The following is a 17,561-nucleotide window of genomic DNA, read 5'->3' on the forward strand; positions in this document are numbered from 1 at the left end:
GTATTCATTCATTCTAGTGTTTTACTAAATAATAATGGTAAAATTAAACACATCTAATAAAAATCCTAATTAGGAGGCTCACAATGACCCCACCAAAACATATTGTTTCTGCTGCCGTAATAGTTTTAAATGAACAGAATGAACTGTTATTAATAAAAGGACCGCGTAGAGGATGGGAAATGCCTGGTGGCCAAGTGGAAGAAGGGGAATCGTTTACTTCCGCTGCAGTTAGAGAAGTGAAAGAAGAGTCTGGAATAGATATAGAAATCACGAAGTTTTGTGGTATTTTTCAAAATGTTAAAGACTCCATTTGTAATACATTATATCTAGGAAAACCAATTGGAGGAAAATTAACGACAACTCCTGAAGCTGTAGAAGTTGGTTATTTTCCAATTGAACAAGCATTAGATATGGTAACGTGGAAAAATTTTAGAGAACGAATAGAGCTTTGTTTAAATGAGGAAATTCATCCATTTTTAGTTGAATTTTAATTTAAATGTTTAGGAGTGACATCATGCCTGATAAGAAACCATTCAACGATGCTTTAGGCCATTTGAAAGGAATAGGGGCAGCTCCGGCGAAAGTAGATTTAGCTAAACTGCCAAAACCGATAAGATTTATTGGGTATTTTATTATTAGCTTTATTTTCTTATCTATTATCCTATTATTGGTTGGATTATACTTGAACGGATAGTTTTCTAGACCGATCCATTGATATGTTTATATTCAAGAGCATATTAAAAGCTATCTATCTCCTTCACATGATAAGATAACTTTGGACTTACTATCTTAATGAGAGAAGGAAAAACATTTTGGAAAATCAGTCTGCAAAAGAATTAGGTTTGCAAAGTTATGTAAAATCCACTGACAAACAAAAAGGACTATATAAACGAACATTAATAATCATTGTTATTGCTCAAATCTTTGGTGGAGCTGGGCTTGCAGCTGGGATAACGGTTGGGGCTCTTCTTGCTAAAGACATGCTTGGCACAGAGAGTTTTGCAGGGTTACCTGTAGCGCTGTTTACTTTAGGATCAGCAGGAGCAGCACTTTTAGTTGGTCGAATTTCTCAAAGGTATGGTCGTCGTCCTGGACTAACTTTTGGGTTTTTAGTTGGTAGTATAGGTGCGATTGGAGTCATTATTGCTGCTATATTTAGTAACATTATACTTTTATTTGTTTCTTTATTAATCTATGGTTCTGGTGCTGCCACAAACTTGCAATCTCGTTATGCTGGGACCGACTTAGCTACTTCTAAACAACGAGCGACTGCCGTGAGCATCGCATTAGTATCTACCACATTCGGTGCAGTTGCAGGTCCAAATTTAGTGGAGGTAATGGGAACATTTGCAATATCTATCGGAATTCCACCTTTAGCAGGTCCATTTATTTTAGCTGCTACAGCATACATCCTTGCAGGTTTAGTAATCTTTATTTTCATGAGGCCAGACCCTTTAGTTGTTTCTCAACTTATTACTGAACAAAATAAGAATAATGAAACCGCAACATCTGAGCTTGCCTCCTCTTTTATAAACAAACAAGGAATTATGCTCGGTGCAAGTGTTATGATTGTCACACAAATTGTAATGGTTGCAATTATGACGATGACACCTGTACATATGGGGCATCACGGTCACGGATTAAATGCGATTGGACTAATTATCGGTATTCACGTTGGCTCTATGTACCTTCCATCCTTAGTAACCGGTATTCTCGTGGACAAAGTTGGCCGCATCGCGATGGCCATTACGGCTGGAATCACTCTCCTCTTCTCAGGTATTTTAGCTTCATTTGCTACTGATTCTATGTGGATGTTAGGGGTTGCTCTTGCCTTGCTTGGACTCGGGTGGAACTTTGGATTAATAAGTGGAACCGCATTGCTCGTTGATTCTACAAGCCCATCCAATCGAGCAAAAACACAAGGTACTGTTGATGTTTTTATCGCATTAGCTGGTGCAGCTGGAGGAGTATTATCTGGGATTATTGTTGCTTACACAAGCTTTTCTACCCTATCCATTACTGGAGGAATACTTTCCCTTTTACTCATACCCGTTGCCATTTGGTACCGTTATAAGTCTAATGAATAGCTACAAAAAAGGAGAAGCACATTACATCTTTAATCGTTGTAATGTGCTTCTTCCTAATATTGTCCTAACAACCCTTTCTTTATTGCAGTCTTTTCGCAAAGCCTAAACACGAGTAGCCCGAGGATTAAGTAAACGACTGAATTAACTAATAAAATACTATAATCAGACCAAGGCAACTGAGATAAAGAGAGATTTTCCATCATTACATTCCTTACCATGTTTACTCCTTTTACGAATGGAGCTAATACTAGATAAGGTGCCACTGTTAATGGAACGAAGACTAGCGCCATTAATACAAATTGGAAAATTTGCAAGAAAGCTTGGATTTGTTTAAAAATGATTGCCAACCCAGCAATCATAAAACTAACCCCAATCATACTAACCATCGTTAGGAGAATAATAGGGATTGTCGTCATTGGATTCAAGTTCAGCCATTGTCCTGAAGTTAGCATAGCTGCAAAGAGTAAAAATGTCATCATAGTTGATTGCAAGAAAAGTTGACCTATTACACGACTAAGCATTATTTTCCAAACACCCATTGGCGACATGTACAATTGCTCTAACGTACCCCTCATCGCCTCCGTTATGACAGTGAAACCAATAAAGTTCAAAGTCATTAAAGTTAACCCCCAAAACACGACACTTACGATAGAGTATTGAACATTCGCTTCAAAACTTGCTGGATCTCCAATAAACATAATGCCAAAAAACGCCGCTAAAAAGACAATATAGAAAGTTAATAGTAGTGCAATAGTATTTGGTAAATAACGTTTCAGCTCTATATATTCTTTTCGAAAGTTCGTACTCAATAAGTTAAGCCATTGCATATCGCTTTTCTCCCTTCACGATTTGCATAAACACTTGTTCAAAATCGATCGTTGTCCGATCAATGCTTTCTACAAGCGTCCCTTCTTCTTTAAAAATATCAAATAAATTATAAATGTCTTCACTCCGCTCTAAGTTCACTTCCACCACCGTTTGATGAGAGTTTTCTGTATATGTACTCAACGGGAAATTAATTTCTAGCTTTTTTCTTTGTGATGTGGACAGTACTTCACCTAGTTTAATAGAGTAAGCTTTCGTCTCAAATAGCTTCATTAAGTTTTCCACTTTTTCATCCACTACAACTGTACCTTTGTTAATAATAATCGTACGGTCACATAACTCTTGTACAACTGGCATATCGTGTGAGCTTATAATAATGGTTCTCTTTTCTTCCTTCACAATTCTCTTCAAAATTTCCCGTAGTTCATAACTAACTTCCACATCTAACCCTAATGTTGGCTCATCTAGTAAAATTACTTCTGTATTTGCTAATAAGGCAACCGCGATTGCTAATTTTTGCTGCATTCCACGTGATAAACCTTGTACGAGTTCCGTCTCTTTTTCCTTCAACCCAAACTGCTCTAATAGTTTTACTACTTGCGAAGCTACTTCCTTACGAGAACTTCCCCTGTTTCCAGCAAAATACTCTAAGTTTTCGCGAACAGTTAACCTCCAATATAGATTTCGATTCCCTTCTAATACGGCACTAATATGCTTTAATGCCTTTAGACGTTTTTTTTCAATACTTAATCCATTTATGTGGATAGAACCTGTATCGGTTTGCAACAAGCCACAAATCATCTTTATGGTCGACGTCTTCCCTGCACCATTTGGCCCTAACAGACCAAGTACTTCTCCACGATGCACATCAAAAGAAACATTATTTACTGCTGTAATAACTTCCTTCGTTTTTCTCTTTACATACTTCTTACTAATATCACGAACTTCAATAATCTTCTCCAAACATCCTCACCTCTTAATTCCAGTCTATAAGTTTCATTATATTCTGAAAAAGAAACATACAAAACCTGTTGAGGACGTATTTTTAATAAGTCTTGAGACGTAGTAGTCTTAATTTCGTTTAGGCTCTGTTAAAGACCGCTGTTGATTTCCGCGCAAGTTTCCGCTTTCCGCGGGCGGTAAAAAGGAAGGTTATTTTCACTGTCGTGAAAAAACCTACTCCTCGGCTTCGCCTGTGGGGGCTCCCGCTCCCCGCTTCTCCCGCAGGAGTCTACGACTTGCGCGGAAATCAACCGCTAGAAAGGTATCAAAAATCAATACTAACCTTTAACATAGCCTTCGTTTAAAGTAGGGCAATTTAAACAAGCTGAGTCCACTTAATAGTAGAACTCAGCCTGTTTCATTTTATTTAGTTATTACGGTAATAACACCGCTTCAATTACATGAATGACACCATTAGATGCCTCAACATCTGCCGTTACAACGTTTGCTTGATTCACTCGAACTGGATTAAGCTTAATTTCAACTTCTTTCCCATTCACTGTTTTCACTTTCAGGCCATCCTTTAAATCCTTCGATAAGACTTTCCCAGGTACTACATGGTATAAAAGAATGTCTTTTAGATCTTCTCTTGCTAATAAGTCTTCTGCGGAAACATTTAAGTCTTTTAGAAGCTTGGCAAATGCCTCATCTGTTGGTGCAAAAACTGTAAATGGCCCTTCGCCCTTTAACGTTTCAACTAAACCAGCTTTTTCTAAAGCTGCCGCTAATGTTGTGAAGCTACCTGCTGCTACCGCTGTATCAACGATATCCTTTTTACCTGTAGGACTTTCAGCTGCGAACGCACCTGTAGTGAATGTAAATACCATTAGTAAAGATAGTAAAACAATTGTGAACTTTTTCATTGATTAATTCCTCCTTGTACTCTACAGTTATTATTTTTTAATTATGTAATATTTTTTACTGTTCTTTCTCTTACTCGCACACCCCCGGAAAGCATATTCAAAGGTAGTATTTGTTTTTTGTATATTTTTATCCTATTAAAATGGAAAATAAATTTGGCCAGACCCCTACAAGTTAAAGTTTTTTAACATGCTAGTGGTCTGGCCCTATAGAATTGAAATTATTTAGTGAATTTAAAAAGAGAATTATCCTAAGTAGAGTGTACACGTGGGTGTTATTCTTAGAGGAACTATCTATTTATCTTTCTGATTTTCTAACTTCCATTTTTTCGTAGTCTATTAGTAGTTGAATCTCATGTTATCTCCTCACCCCTATATACGGCTGTTCAATAACTTTAACGTTTTTATATCATCAACAATAATAATTGGGCCAGACCTCCAGTAAGTTAAGTTTTAAAATACCAGGGTTGGCCCTATAAGTCAGTCCTTACACTTTTTAATTTCTTAAAATTATATAAATCACATAAAAAATATAACCGATAGCTAATATAGTACCTTCATATTTCCCGATTCGATAATTTGTTCTGGAGAATACGAGTAGTACAAGTGTTAATACAATCATGAATAATATATCAATAAAGATTTTACTCTCCACTAAAAGTGGGGAAATCGTTGATGCACTACCAAGTACAAAGAGGATGTTAAAAATGTTACTTCCAACTATGTTTCCAAGAGCAATTTCACTTTCTTTTTTAATAGCAGCAGTTACAGAAGTAATTAATTCCGGTAAAGAAGTACCTACTGCCACGATCGTTAAACCTACTAGCGTTTCACTCATTCCAAATGTCGTTGCGATTTTCGTAGCGCTATTTACTACAAGGTCACCCCCGAAAATAATAGCTGCCAAACCACCTAATGTTAAGAAGATGTTTATTTTCCAAGGAGTAATTTCTCTTTGGTCTAACTCCACTAAGCCTTCTTTTCTACTTTTTCTCGCTACTTCGAATACATAATACAGGAAGACTGCAAAAAAGAGGAGCAAGATTATTCCATCACTTCTTGTTATTAGATTATCGCTCAGAGACTGAAGGAAACGGTCGCTTATTAAAATTAACAAGGCTACAGAAGCTAAAAGTGTAAAAGGAATTTCTTTTCGGATTGTTTCACTTTCTACTTTTAACGGATTGAGTAACGCCGTCAAGCCGACAACAAACGTAATATTGAAAATGTTACTTCCAATGACATTTCCTAATGCCACTCCGGCACTGCCTTCAAAAGCAGCTACGATACTTACTGTTGCTTCGGGAGAACTAGTTCCAAAAGCTACAATCGTTAGTCCAATTAAAAGAGGAGAAACTCTAAGGTTTGTCGCAATATTAGATGCACCTTTCACAAAGAGGTCAGCACCTTTAATTAACAAAGCAAAGCCAACTATTAATATTATGTAACTCACTCTATCACCTTCGTATAATTTAGTTATACATATTGTACGCTAATAAAGGAAGCTTCATCAAGAATAAAACAATTTATTCCAATACAAAACAACAAAGTTGCGATTAAAAACGATAATAATTATTATGTTATATATAAACTACTTATAGTGGAGGTGCTAATTAGTGTTTATTGCACTAATTTTCTTTTTATTTATGTCTTTCTTTCTATCCGGTAGTGAGACTGCTTTAACAGCTGCGAACAAGATGAAAATTCAGACTCGGGCTGAAAACAATGATATAAAAGCTCAAAAGTTGCTTAGACTTATCTCAAAACCAGAAGAGTTTATTACGGGAATTTTAATAGGAAACAATATCGCTAACATTATGTTGCCTACTCTTGTTACTATCATTGCAATTGAACATGAAGTCCATATCGGTATCGCTACAGGTGTGTTGACTGTTGTATTAATTATTTTTGCAGAAGTGCTACCAAAATCCATTGCTGCAACGTTTTCTACTAGAATAGCGCTCTTCGTTGCCCCAGTCATTACTATTCTTATTGTAATATTTAAGCCGCTCATTTTCTTATTATCTAGATTTACACGACTTGTTATTGGCTTGCTATCAAAAGGAAGACAAGAAGAGTCAAGTTTTTCTAAAGAAGAAATAAAAACGATGGTTGACATTGGACTAACCGAAGGTACGTTTGCAAAGGAAGAATCTCAGCGAATAAAAGGGGCTATTGATTTTTATACAAAAGATGTAAGAGATGCATTAAAGACACCACGAATGGATATTCATGGTCTACCATGCGACATTTCATTTGAAGATGCACGAAGTTTTGTAATGGATAGTAAATACACTCGATACCCTGTTTATAAAGAAAATATGGACAATATCGTTGGTGTTTTCCACGCAAAGCAACTACTTTCCTGGTCGTTTGATTCTTCTAAAGAAATAAAAGATTTTATGGATAGTGAGCCGTTATTTATTACTGAATTTATGCCAATAGAAAAAGTTTTTAAGATGATGCTAAAAGAAAAAAAACATTTAGCCATCGTTATAGATGAGTATGGCGGAACAACCGGAATCATTACTCATGAAGATATAATTGAAGCGATGATTGGCCAAGAAATAGAAGATGAGACGGACGAGGCTGATGAAGTTCTTATTGTGGAGCTTACAGAGACTCATATAACATGTCATGGAAAAATTTCCATCAGTCGTTTTAACGAAATCTTCAAGGCTAAAGTTCCTGAGGATTCAGACACACTCTCTGGCTTTATCTTTAAAGAGCTTGGGCACATACCTGATGTAGGTGAAACCCTTGAGTACCATCATCTACACTTTGAAATAAAAGAAATGAATGACAACATCTTGAAACAAGTAACAGTTTCTAAAAATCTGTTATATAAACATTAATCGAATGAACAAGTATATTGGGCTAGAGGCTTGGAACTTCATTGGCCTTATGAAGTTCAACTTCAACTAATTTTTTTGGCCAGATGAACTTCATCAGCCTTACAACTAATCTAAATAAAGAAGCGAGAGAACATCAAACTAGTTCTCTCGCTTTTAAAATTATTCAGCTCTTAATAATTTTCTTTTGTTTGATAAAAATAGAATCCCAAATCCTATAGCAAACATAAGCAATCCTATTAGTAACGCATTAAACATATTGGTAGCTGTGTTAGGTAGTGCTTTACCATCTTCTTCAGAACTCGGTGGTGTTACTTCCTGTTCTAAATCTTCGCCTTCTTGATTAGACTTTTCATCTTTTGTTTTATCTTGGTCTGTTTCATTGTTTGGTGTTTCTTGTTTAGGCTGTTCTGTTTCGTTTTCTTTCTCATCCGGATCCACTACAGGTACTTGAGGGTCTTCCACAATTTCTAATTCTTCCACCGCTACTAATTTCACATTATCGATTAACATAGTGTACGGCACTTCTAGTTCTGCATCCGCAGCATCTCTTCCAAGACCGATTAAGAACTTATACGAACCATTTTCTGCTACTTCAATAATAGTAGAGTATGTTTGCATTTCTTCATCAATCTCAAAACTCTGAATTGGAACACCGGAACCAGCTAGCTCAACCTTCACAGAACGAGCAAATTCAGACTTCATATCAAATGCTATTTTATACATGCCACTTGGAACATGGATGCCATCTTGGAATAGCTGGATGTGCCACCATTCCCAACCTTCTTGTTGAAATTGAACTTTTGCTTCTTCATTTTCAACAGAAAACGAGGCTAATCCTGCCCAATCTTCATATACTCCTTGATTATGGACATTCCAACCTTCTACAAGATTTTCCCCACTACCGAATTCTGTAGTTGTTTCAAATGATCCATCGTGTAGTAAGTTTTCTCCTACTTCTTTCCACTCTTTTTCATTTGGGGAAACTACTGGCTCTTCTGGTTCAGATGGCTGTTCGATTGGCGCTTCTTCCCCTTCTTCTAAACCTGCAAGTGCCGCTCTTGCACCTTTTACTTCTAATCGAACATTATCTAGATAAATATTGTGAGCTTCTTCTAACTCTATGCCACCCACTTTACCTACTAAGAACTTTAGGCCAACTGTATCTGTTTCCGGCATATCAAATTCATAACGATACGTATTCCAATCTTCCGTTAAATCTAGTATTCTTTCAAAATAACGGTGATAGCCCGGTGCTCCGTTATCTAGCACTAATTCTAACTTTCTATCTATATCCGCTTTTGCATCAAACTCTACTACATATGTCTGATTTTCATGAAGTGTTAATCCTTCTTGAGAAAGAGAGATATCCCAAGGATTAGCCCCTACATTACCAACTGAAATGTTAGCAACTCCATCTTCTCCATAAAAACTTGCATCTGATGTGCCTTCATAAATACCTTGGACATGTCCATGCCAATTTTCTAATTCAGAAGTAAAATCACCATTTGATAATGGGAAATAGATTTTACTATCCTCTTTTACTTCTAATCGAACATTATCAATCACTACTTCATGGTTCCCAATCTCTCCAGCGTTTGCTACTTTTCCAAGTAAATACTTTAAGTCTACTTTGTCACTAGAACTCATTTCAAATTCAAACTCAAATTTTTGCATGGAATCTGTAACATCCACCACTTCAGAGAAAAAACGGTTATATGTTGCATTTTCAAGTACAACTTCAACCTTTCGATCAACAGTTGAGCTTGCCTCAAATGATAAGGAGTACGTTTTATTTGGATGAAGATCCATTCCATTTTGCATCAATAAAACATGCCATGGCTCCCAACCTTCGTTATCGATTGTTGCTATTAATTGACCTTCTACTACATTAATCGTTGCTTGAGACGTTCCTGGTTCGTGATCACCTTGAATATGTTTGTCCCATTTATAAAAACCGTTCGAAAAATCTCCATTTTTTAATGGGAAAATGTCATCAAAACTAAGTGCTTCATTGTTATTTGTTAAACGTACTAATTTTACATTATCTAATACAACATTGTGGTTATTACCACCAAAGTAGAATACAAGTTGTCCTTCTACATCTGTTTCGTTAGGCATTACGAACGTCACTTCTTTTTCTTCCATAGAAGAAGTAAGTTGTACCGGTTGTTTTTCTAAATAAGTTTCTGTTCCATCTTTGCTTAAGAAAGCAACTTGAATGTCTCTATTTGACGATGCTTTTCCGTGAAATGTTAACTTATATTCATCAGTAGCTAAAAGGTTCATTCCGTTTTGCACAAGCGTAACTGCTTCTTCATTTGCTCCAGCTTCATCGATATCTACCTCTAATTGTCTAGCATCAGGATGTACTGAAGCTTCTGCTGTAGCGTTATTTACGTTAAAGTTCCAATACGTCATACGATCGATTCTACCTAAATCAAACGAGCCATTATATACATGATTTCCATTTCTTAATGGTGTTTTAGGTTGATCTTCATTATATGGGTCAACCGGATCAATTTCTTCTACTTTTACATTTCCAATCCAAACAGGGTTTGTGTTTAATCCCATGTTAAACTCTAGACGAGACGCAATATCTGTCTCATGTTGCATTTGGAATGCTAACTCATAAGATTGCACTTCATTTGTTAAACTAAAATCAACACTTGGTGAGTACGCTGTATATCCACGGTCTGGTCCTCCTCCAAGCTTCACATTCACGTTTCGATTTGCTGTTGATTTTGCATCAAAGCTAAGCTGATACCAACGTCCTTTACCTAATGTAACATTTTGGATTAATTGAACAGAGTAAGGCTGATTGCCACCTTGAGAAATATCAACTTTTGCAAAATTCTTCCCTTCAATTGCTTCTACTGAAGCGCTTGCATTTCCGTTAAAGTCAGGTAAATACACAAGATTCCAAAAATTCTTGTCCCAATTATTCTCTAATTCTTGTGCATTAGATATTTTCGTAATTCCTTTAGTAAAATCTTTATCGTACACGTAGTTTCCATCAATTGCTTCTTTCGCATTTGCTGGAAGTTCTTCTGGATCAAATACTGGTTCAACCGGCTCTAAGTAATCGCGACCAGTTAACTCATAAACTTTTACGTAATCTACGATCATTTCACCTGGGAATTCTGTACTGCCATCTGGATTGCCACCGTACCAACCACCAATTGCTAGATTTAAAATAATATAGAATTCTTGGTCAAACGGAGCTGGATAAGCAAACTTAGTAGGATTCCCTGTACCTGTTGAACTCCAATTGTTCAATGTTTGAAATAACTCACCATTTACATACCAACGGATCTCTCCTGGCTCCCACTCCACAGCATATACATTAAAATCTGTCACATCTTGTCCAGCTGGGAAATAGTAATCTTTTGCTGTGTACGTATTGTTTGGCCATTGCCCACCGTAATGAATGGCTCCACCCACTTTATGAGGTGTTCCTCCTGCGTTTTCCATAATATCGATTTCGCCTGAGGCAGCCCAACCACCATATTTATCCTCTTCTGGCATCATCCAAAATGCCGGCCAATATCCTTGACCTTCAGGTAGTGCCATTCTTGCTTCAAACTTTCCATACTTTTGACTGAATTTCCCCTGTGTATGGATTTTGCCTGAAGTATACTGGTATGTTCCTTTGTCATCAGAAGCTGTTTCTTTTTTTCCTTCAATGATTAATTTCCCATCACTCACACGAACGTTATCTTCTTGATAATATTGTAATTCCTCATTTCCCCATCCAGAAATGTAAGTGCCGCTGTTATCATAAAAACCATTACCTTTATCGTAACTCCACTTGCTTAAGTCCAATTCGGATCCTTCAAAATTGTCTTCCCAAACAAGTGTCCAATCATCATTAGTTGTTGCATTCTCGTTGTTTGCTGCTAGTGTAGAGCTAAAATTAGACATTACTAATAAAAATACTAAGAACAGACTAAACGATTTTTTTACCATTTTTCTTCCCCCTAAAAAATAGTTTTTTCCCCTTTAATACAAACTTTATATGTAATACGTCACCTCCTTTAAAGTTACGAAAGCGCTTTCGAAAAATTGTTTAGTTACTATACTTAAAGGATATTTTAAAGAGAGAGAGGAAACTCTCCCCTCTCTTATCATTCTTTAAGCAATTTCTATTACGATCTTTTTCACTTCTCCACGTCGGATAGCTTCTGCTGTTTTTCCAGCAATGCTAGACGTATTTAACTTTTCCAGTGTTCCACCATCGATATTCGTTAGTTGGATAGAAGTTGGTGATACTCCATCTTCTCCGTATGTGTTGGCTTTCTTTTTGTTTACATACGTAACCTCTGTTTGTCCTAAGAAAGTGAACGTTACTTCCCCTTTATCATCAAACATCCAGTCTGGCAAAGTAGGAGACAGTTCGCAAACTAATTGCCCTTTTTCCATTCGGAACGGTTTTTCGCCGGCCATCATCATAAACCACATATTCATAAACTCAATTGTCGATCCACTTAAGCGAGCAACAAATCCTCTACCATGTAACTCTTCGTTAGGATTAGCACTACTTGCGATAAACGATGAATTCTCAAGCGGACTTCTTCCGTACATTTTTGGATCTAAGAAAGGAATAAGTGCTTGTTTCATATCCTCAAAAAATTCATCGGCCAAACCTGACTTTAAAGTTGCTAACAAATATTTATACTCCATGTGCAAGAAGATAGACTCATTCTCAAGCCAACCAGGAGTGAAAGACTTAGCACGTCCAAGTTCTAACGGCTCGTTTGCGATACTCATAGACGTTTTGTACATTTTAAGTTTCTTATCGTAAATATTTGATTGTTTCACTTCATTGTAGATTGCTTTTGCTGAAGCTTTATCCTTTGTTAACTTTAACTGTTTTACTACTCCTTCTAAAAATGGAGTTACTGGTTTTGGCTTCAACTGTTCGTACATTTCTACATTCTCACCTTTAGAGTCAAGCTCAAAGTAAAAATACGTTGGAATAAGTGGAGTCTTGTATTCTTCCACCTTTTGAATTCCTTTTTCCACTCTAGTAGTGAGCATGTGAAGGTACGTTGAGATTTCATCTGCTGTATACGTTACTTCTTCTCCACTTAATCCTTTATAAATGGAGTCACGGTATTCTTCTCGAACAGTTGTGACATTATTCCAATATCGATACTCGCTTTCTTGTGAACTGTCTAAACCAGCAATTTGCTCTACTACTTCACGTAAGAACACATCTACTTCTTTCGGAAGAGCAATCGTTTCTGTTCCAGATAGTTCTACACTGCGTAGAATATCCAGTAATCTCTTCAGTTCAAACAACTCAGAAGTACTAGAACCAAGCATTCCTGGAAGACCATTTAAGGAATCATTCCAACCTGGCTTGTCCCCTTCCATTTCTACCCCTAACCCGAATGGGGCTAATGTAGAAGTTTTCACTAGGGCAAGAATAACTAGTTTTGAATAGAGACTTGTGTAGTAAATATCGCCTTCACCGTATTGATCTTTTATCCAAAGAACCCCATTATTTTTCTTTGCTTTTTCTTGCTTTTCTTTTATTTTTTCTACTGCATCGTATTGTCTTATTTTTCCGTTTCGCGCAACATATTTTTCTTTTCTACTTTTCACTCTGACTGGACTTTCAAAGAACTTGTAACCTTTCTTAAAGAAAAACTCTTTTTCTTTGTCAGGATAAATAGATAAGTAGCTATCGATTAAATCTAGGTTATATGTCCAGTGATCCATCCAATAACCTTCTCCGAATTCAGCTTGTTGCATTTCTTCCGATTGTAATAACACAGCTGTTAAAAACTCTTCGAAAGTAGTGGATAAAGTAATAGATTGTTCTTCTACAAAGTGTTTTAACTCTCCAGGTGTATAGCTGTTATGGAAGAAGGAAACTAATTTTTCTAAATTAGCATCACCTTCTACAAGATTAGAAAGTGAAAAGTCTGCCGGCAATTCATAACGAACCCCTTTTACTACTAAAGGATTGTATCCGTCTAATTGAACTAGGTTCATGAACTGTTTGATGTTATAGTCTTCTACTTTTGGTTCGAATAAGATGTCACACCTACGGTTTTGATTCACATCTCGATAGTTACCATTACCTTGTGAATAGTACGTCGGACTAATAGAGAAGAAATTATAATCTCTTTCTAGGTCGCCATGTTTTCTGGAGAATAAGTAATAAACTTTCTTATCTTCTCCTTCTCCGAAGACTGTAGGAAAACCACCACGTAGTCCATTATCTAAATAGCTTTGCTCTGCATAGGCATCAAATAATGGTTGCGCTGTTTTGGTTGAAATTTTGTTTGTAATAGGTTTCGTGATTGATTTTGCTTGCTCTTTCATTTTCTCTAAAGCAGCAATATTTATCGTTTCTTTTACATATGTTTGTACATACTCAACATTTTTAGCGTACCCAATCACTGTGTGGAATTGGATGTGTTGCTGTGGAGCAACCGTATCTATCGCCCATGAGAAACCAGCAGAAACTTTATTTGTTGTTTGTTGTGGTTGCTCAACTAGTGTGTGTAATGAATTTTTCATAAATAGACGTGGAACGTTTAAGCTCGTATCTGTTCCGAAAATGAATTCACGATCAATAATTGGCTTTACTAAGCTTTCATTGTTTTTACTATCTCGATAAAAGCTAGCGTAGAAGTTTCCGTGATGAATTTCTTTTACTTCTGATGTATCTTCAATGCTTCCTCTTAATCGATAAAAAGGAATATGTTGTTCCAAATTTTTCACATCAAACCAGCTTTTTATCGTATTACCTAGTTCTTTGTACGCTGCATTTGGTACTCCGCTAGGGAATAAGGATGGTAAGCCATCTACTAGTTCTATTTCTCTTTCATTCTCGGAAAGATTCGTTAACGTTACTTGACGGACTAGTCCACCAACTGCTGACTTTGGTAATGTAAAGTAGACAACTTGAAGTTCTAATTCTAAATTTGAGTCTACATATTCTAGTTCAAGCATATTCTCAGAAATCGTCATCTTTTCTTGAACGTGACCTTGTGCTGATGTCATTGGGGAGAATGGCTCTGTAAAATGTGTGGAGCCATCCTTTTCTTTTATTTTCACAAACGTTCTAAATCCTTGATTGGATACGTGTTGATAGGATTTATCTGCAGGTAAGAATTCCATCATTGCGTGATTTTTATCTTGTACACCAAAGCTTGCGATCCCTTGACCTCTGTTTACATAAAACACCCACATCGGGATTCCGTCTACGCCTGCAATTCCAGGTAGGAAGCTTGAAAATGGGGATTGTTCTTGATAATTGTTTATTTCGAATGAGTTGTTGTCATTTAGTTTGTACATTTTTACACCCTCTTAATTTTTTTAATCCTCTAGAAAGTATCTATATTGTTTACGTTCACGAATGAGGTCTTAGGATTTCTCCTCATGGACGTTTTCCGTCTTATCTTTAGGCAATTCGGCCTTGGGACCTCTTCTCATGGACGTTTTTCACCTAATTTTAAGGCAAACCGGCCTTGGCAGCTCTTCTCATGGACGTTTTTCGTCTTATCTTTATGCAAATCGGCCTTGGGACCTCTTCTCATTGACGTTTTTCACCTAATTTTAAGGCAAACCGGCCTTGGCAGCTCTTCTCATGGACGTTTTTCGTCTTATCTTTATGCAAATAGGCCTTGGGACCTCTTCTCATGGACGTTTTTCACCTAATTTTAAGGCAAAACGGCCTTGGCAGCTCTTCTCATGGACGTTTTTCGTCTTATCTTTAGGCAAACCGGCCTTGGGACCTCTTCTCATTGACGCTTTTCACCTAATATTAAGGCAATTCGGCCTTGGCAGCTCTTCTCATGGACGCTTTTCACCTAATTTTAAGGCAAATCGGCCTTGGCAGCTCTTCTCATGGACGTTTTCCGTCTTATCTTTAGGCAAATCGGCCTTGGCAGCTCTCCTCATGGACGTTTTTCACCTAATTTTAAGGCAAATCGGCCTTGGCAGCTCTCCTCATGGACGTTTTCCGTCTTATCTTTAGGCAAATCGGCCTTGGCAGCTCTTCTCATGGACGTTTTTCACCTAATTTTAAGGCAATTCGGCCTTGGGACCTCTTCTCATGGACGTTTTTCACCTAATTTTAAGGCAAACCGGCCTTGGCAGCTCTTCTCATGGACGTTTTTCGTCTTATCTTTAGGCAATTCGGCCTTGGGGCCATTGCGAAATTCTTTTAGCTTATAAATTATAGTGCAATATTAAAGATTCTTTTATTCTAAAAGAGTCACTAAACCGCTTTCGTAAATAGAAAAATAAAAAAGGTTATAGACCAATAGAGTTATATTGGTCTACACGAGTCTCTTTCGATGAGTGAAACTGGTATTTTTACAGACATGAACTGCTTCTTTTTATTATTAATTTGATCAATTAACATGTTTGCTGCAGTTTGACCTATTAGTAATGTATCTTGTCTAATTGTAGTTAATCCAGGGGTAATATATTGAGAGATTTGAATATCATCAAAGCCAACGATGGAAACATCATCCGGAACTTGCAAACCGTGTTCCTTAACGGCCGCCATTGCCCCTACAGCCATTAAGTCTCCGGCTACAAAAACGGCTGTTGGCCTTTCGTCTAATTTCAATAACTGTTCCATCGCTTCTTTACCATCTTCAAAGGTAAAGAATCCACCGTCTAAAGTATACTCTTTTGGTATCTCAAGATTATGCTTTTTCATCGCACTTATAAAGCCTTTTAATCTTTGGACACCTACGTACAATTGCTCGTTACCGGCAATATGAGCTATTCTTCTATGGCCTAGTTCGTATAGATAATCCACAGCTAATTCACTTCCATGGATGTTATCACTATAAACAGCACTAACTCCACGAGCATCAAGGTCAATAACTACAGATGGAATGTCCGATTCCATAAGTTTATTCACATCTGGCGTATTCAACGTGGAACAAACAACAACGACACCATCTACGCCACGATATAAAAAGTGGTCTAAATAAGATCGTTCTTCTTTTCCAATTTTACTAGATGCAAACAAAAGGTCATATCCTTCTCGCTCTGCACTTTTCTTAAAGCTTTCAATGACTGCGTTAAAGAAAGGGTGTTCCATACCTATTCCAGAATCCTCGACAAAGACAACACCAATCGTCCATGATCGTTTCGTGGATAAGGTTCTTGCACTAGAACTTGGGTAATAACCAAGCTCTTCCACCGCTTCATTGATAATTTTTTTTGCCTTTTCCCCTACATCGGAGTAGTTATTTAAAACCTTTGAAACTGTACTAACCGAATAGCCAGTTTTCTTGGCGATATCATAGATTGTAGCCATGTTTTCTACCTGCTCTCTTGCTTCGCTTTCTATGCTGCATTATATTTTTTAAATGTCATATAATTTATACTCATAAGTACATAGGCAAAAACGCTTACGCCTATTACTAAAAACGGCTTAGGATAGTTGATAGCAATTAAGAAATATGCTAACAACCAAACTAATTGTATCACTGTAATAAACGGGCGAGCAAACACTAGACCAGCAGCTACTTTAATATATTGTAATGTTTTATATTCAAAATGAGCCATTACCGAAAATACATTTAAAAAAGTCATAATCGCGATTGCTGCTATCCCAAAGATAAGGATGTAAACAAATATTCTTATCGATTCATCATAGAAGTGGGAAACGAAAGAATAGTTTACATAAATAATATAAAATATCCCAAGGAAGATTGCACCAATTATATTAGACTTTACAAATGATTGTTTGTAAAAAGTATAGAATTTGGAGAACAAAGAAATTTCTTTATCCCCCTTAATCCATTCTCTTATTACTTGAAATAATGCTAGGGTCGCTGGCATAAATCCAAATAGTCCAAGTCCTGCTAGCACGAATAATACCCAAAGGACATTTAACGCAATAAACTTGTAAACAAACTCGGCAATTTGCATTACTTTTCCCAACGAATACA

At 36.8% G+C, this 17,561-nt stretch carries 12 protein-coding genes; 4 read left to right on the forward strand and 8 right to left on the reverse strand.

Going from position 1 to position 17,561, the window contains the following annotated elements; all coding sequences use genetic code 11:
• Window positions 1–83 precede the first annotated feature (83 nt).
• From CDZ89_RS16950 to CDZ89_RS16960, 3 genes are all read left to right on the forward strand, one after another.
• Window positions 84–491, forward strand: a complete 408-nt coding sequence (locus tag CDZ89_RS16950) for an NUDIX hydrolase (protein ID WP_096155575.1) — start codon at window positions 84–86, stop codon at window positions 489–491.
• A 23-nt stretch (window positions 492–514) separates the two neighbouring features.
• Complete coding sequence (locus CDZ89_RS16955) at window positions 515–694, forward strand: hypothetical protein (protein WP_096155576.1); 180 nt, start codon at window positions 515–517, stop codon at window positions 692–694.
• Window positions 695–809: 115 nt separating this feature from the next.
• The gene (locus tag CDZ89_RS16960; protein ID WP_096155577.1) at window positions 810–2,087 is read left to right on the forward strand and encodes an MFS transporter; all 1,278 of its coding nucleotides are present in this window, start codon (window positions 810–812) and stop codon (window positions 2,085–2,087) included.
• Window positions 2,088–2,140: 53 nt separating this feature from the next.
• On the opposite strand, the gene CDZ89_RS16965 is transcribed toward CDZ89_RS16960, so the two are convergent.
• The 4 genes from CDZ89_RS16965 to CDZ89_RS16980 form a co-directional block, all read right to left on the reverse strand.
• On the reverse strand, window positions 2,141–2,914 hold the full coding sequence (locus CDZ89_RS16965; protein ID WP_100334053.1) for an ABC transporter permease: 774 nt from the start codon (window positions 2,912–2,914) through the stop codon (window positions 2,141–2,143).
• Entirely contained in the window at window positions 2,901–3,875 is a 975-nt protein-coding gene (locus CDZ89_RS16970) for an ABC transporter ATP-binding protein (protein WP_100334054.1), read from the reverse strand. The genes CDZ89_RS16965 and CDZ89_RS16970 overlap by 14 nt, the downstream gene beginning before the upstream one ends.
• A gap of 413 nt (window positions 3,876–4,288) precedes the next feature.
• Entirely contained in the window at window positions 4,289–4,777 is a 489-nt protein-coding gene (locus tag CDZ89_RS16975) for a fasciclin domain-containing protein (protein WP_100334055.1), read from the reverse strand.
• Between the two features lie 493 nt (window positions 4,778–5,270).
• A complete protein-coding gene (locus CDZ89_RS16980; RefSeq protein WP_096155581.1) occupies window positions 5,271–6,227 on the reverse strand; it encodes a calcium/sodium antiporter in 957 nt (318 codons plus the stop codon).
• 163 nt (window positions 6,228–6,390) lie between these two features.
• Between CDZ89_RS16980 and CDZ89_RS16985 the strand changes: the two genes are divergently transcribed.
• Window positions 6,391–7,629: a hemolysin family protein gene (locus CDZ89_RS16985; RefSeq protein ID WP_100334056.1), complete on the forward strand. Its 1,239-nt coding sequence runs from the start codon at window positions 6,391–6,393 to the stop codon at window positions 7,627–7,629.
• Between the two features lie 159 nt (window positions 7,630–7,788).
• On the opposite strand, the gene CDZ89_RS16990 is transcribed toward CDZ89_RS16985, so the two are convergent.
• The 4 genes from CDZ89_RS16990 to CDZ89_RS17005 all read right to left on the reverse strand — a co-directional run bounded on the left by CDZ89_RS16990 (window position 7,789) and on the right by CDZ89_RS17005 (window position 17,553).
• Window positions 7,789–11,595 (reverse strand): carbohydrate binding domain-containing protein, encoded by a 3,807-nt coding sequence (locus CDZ89_RS16990; RefSeq protein WP_100334057.1) that lies wholly within the window; start codon window positions 11,593–11,595, stop codon window positions 7,789–7,791.
• A 165-nt stretch (window positions 11,596–11,760) separates the two neighbouring features.
• Window positions 11,761–14,940 (reverse strand): hypothetical protein, encoded by a 3,180-nt coding sequence (locus CDZ89_RS16995; protein WP_100334058.1) that lies wholly within the window; start codon window positions 14,938–14,940, stop codon window positions 11,761–11,763.
• A gap of 976 nt (window positions 14,941–15,916) precedes the next feature.
• Window positions 15,917–16,924 carry a LacI family DNA-binding transcriptional regulator gene (locus CDZ89_RS17000; RefSeq protein ID WP_096155585.1) on the reverse strand — a complete coding sequence of 336 codons (1,008 nt, stop codon included), beginning with the start codon at window positions 16,922–16,924 and terminating at the stop codon, window positions 15,917–15,919.
• 29 nt (window positions 16,925–16,953) lie between these two features.
• Window positions 16,954–17,553 carry a YesL family protein gene (locus tag CDZ89_RS17005; RefSeq protein ID WP_096155586.1) on the reverse strand — a complete coding sequence of 200 codons (600 nt, stop codon included), beginning with the start codon at window positions 17,551–17,553 and terminating at the stop codon, window positions 16,954–16,956.
• Window positions 17,554–17,561: the final 8 nt, after the last annotated feature.

Origin of the sequence: Bacillus alkalisoli (genome assembly GCF_002797415.1) — a bacterium.
In the GTDB taxonomy this organism is placed as follows: domain Bacteria; phylum Bacillota; class Bacilli; order Bacillales; family Bacillaceae_I; genus Bacillus_CD; species Bacillus_CD alkalisoli.

Bases quoted from the DNA above. Each gene is read 5' to 3' on its own strand.
- CDZ89_RS16965 (WP_100334053.1), bottom strand. From the start codon at position 2,914: ATGCAATGGCTTAACTTATTGAGTACGAACTTTCGAAAAGAATATATA.
- CDZ89_RS16990 (WP_100334057.1), bottom strand. From the start codon at position 11,595: ATGGTAAAAAAATCGTTTAGTCTGTTCTTAGTATTTTTATTAGTAATG.
- CDZ89_RS16975 (WP_100334055.1), bottom strand. From the start codon at position 4,777: ATGAAAAAGTTCACAATTGTTTTACTATCTTTACTAATGGTATTTACA.
- CDZ89_RS16995 (WP_100334058.1), bottom strand. From the start codon at position 14,940: ATGTACAAACTAAATGACAACAACTCATTCGAAATAAACAATTATCAA.
- CDZ89_RS17000 (WP_096155585.1), bottom strand. From the start codon at position 16,924: ATGGCTACAATCTATGATATCGCCAAGAAAACTGGCTATTCGGTTAGT.
- CDZ89_RS16950 (WP_096155575.1), top strand. From the start codon at position 84: ATGACCCCACCAAAACATATTGTTTCTGCTGCCGTAATAGTTTTAAAT.
- CDZ89_RS16955 (WP_096155576.1), top strand. From the start codon at position 515: ATGCCTGATAAGAAACCATTCAACGATGCTTTAGGCCATTTGAAAGGA.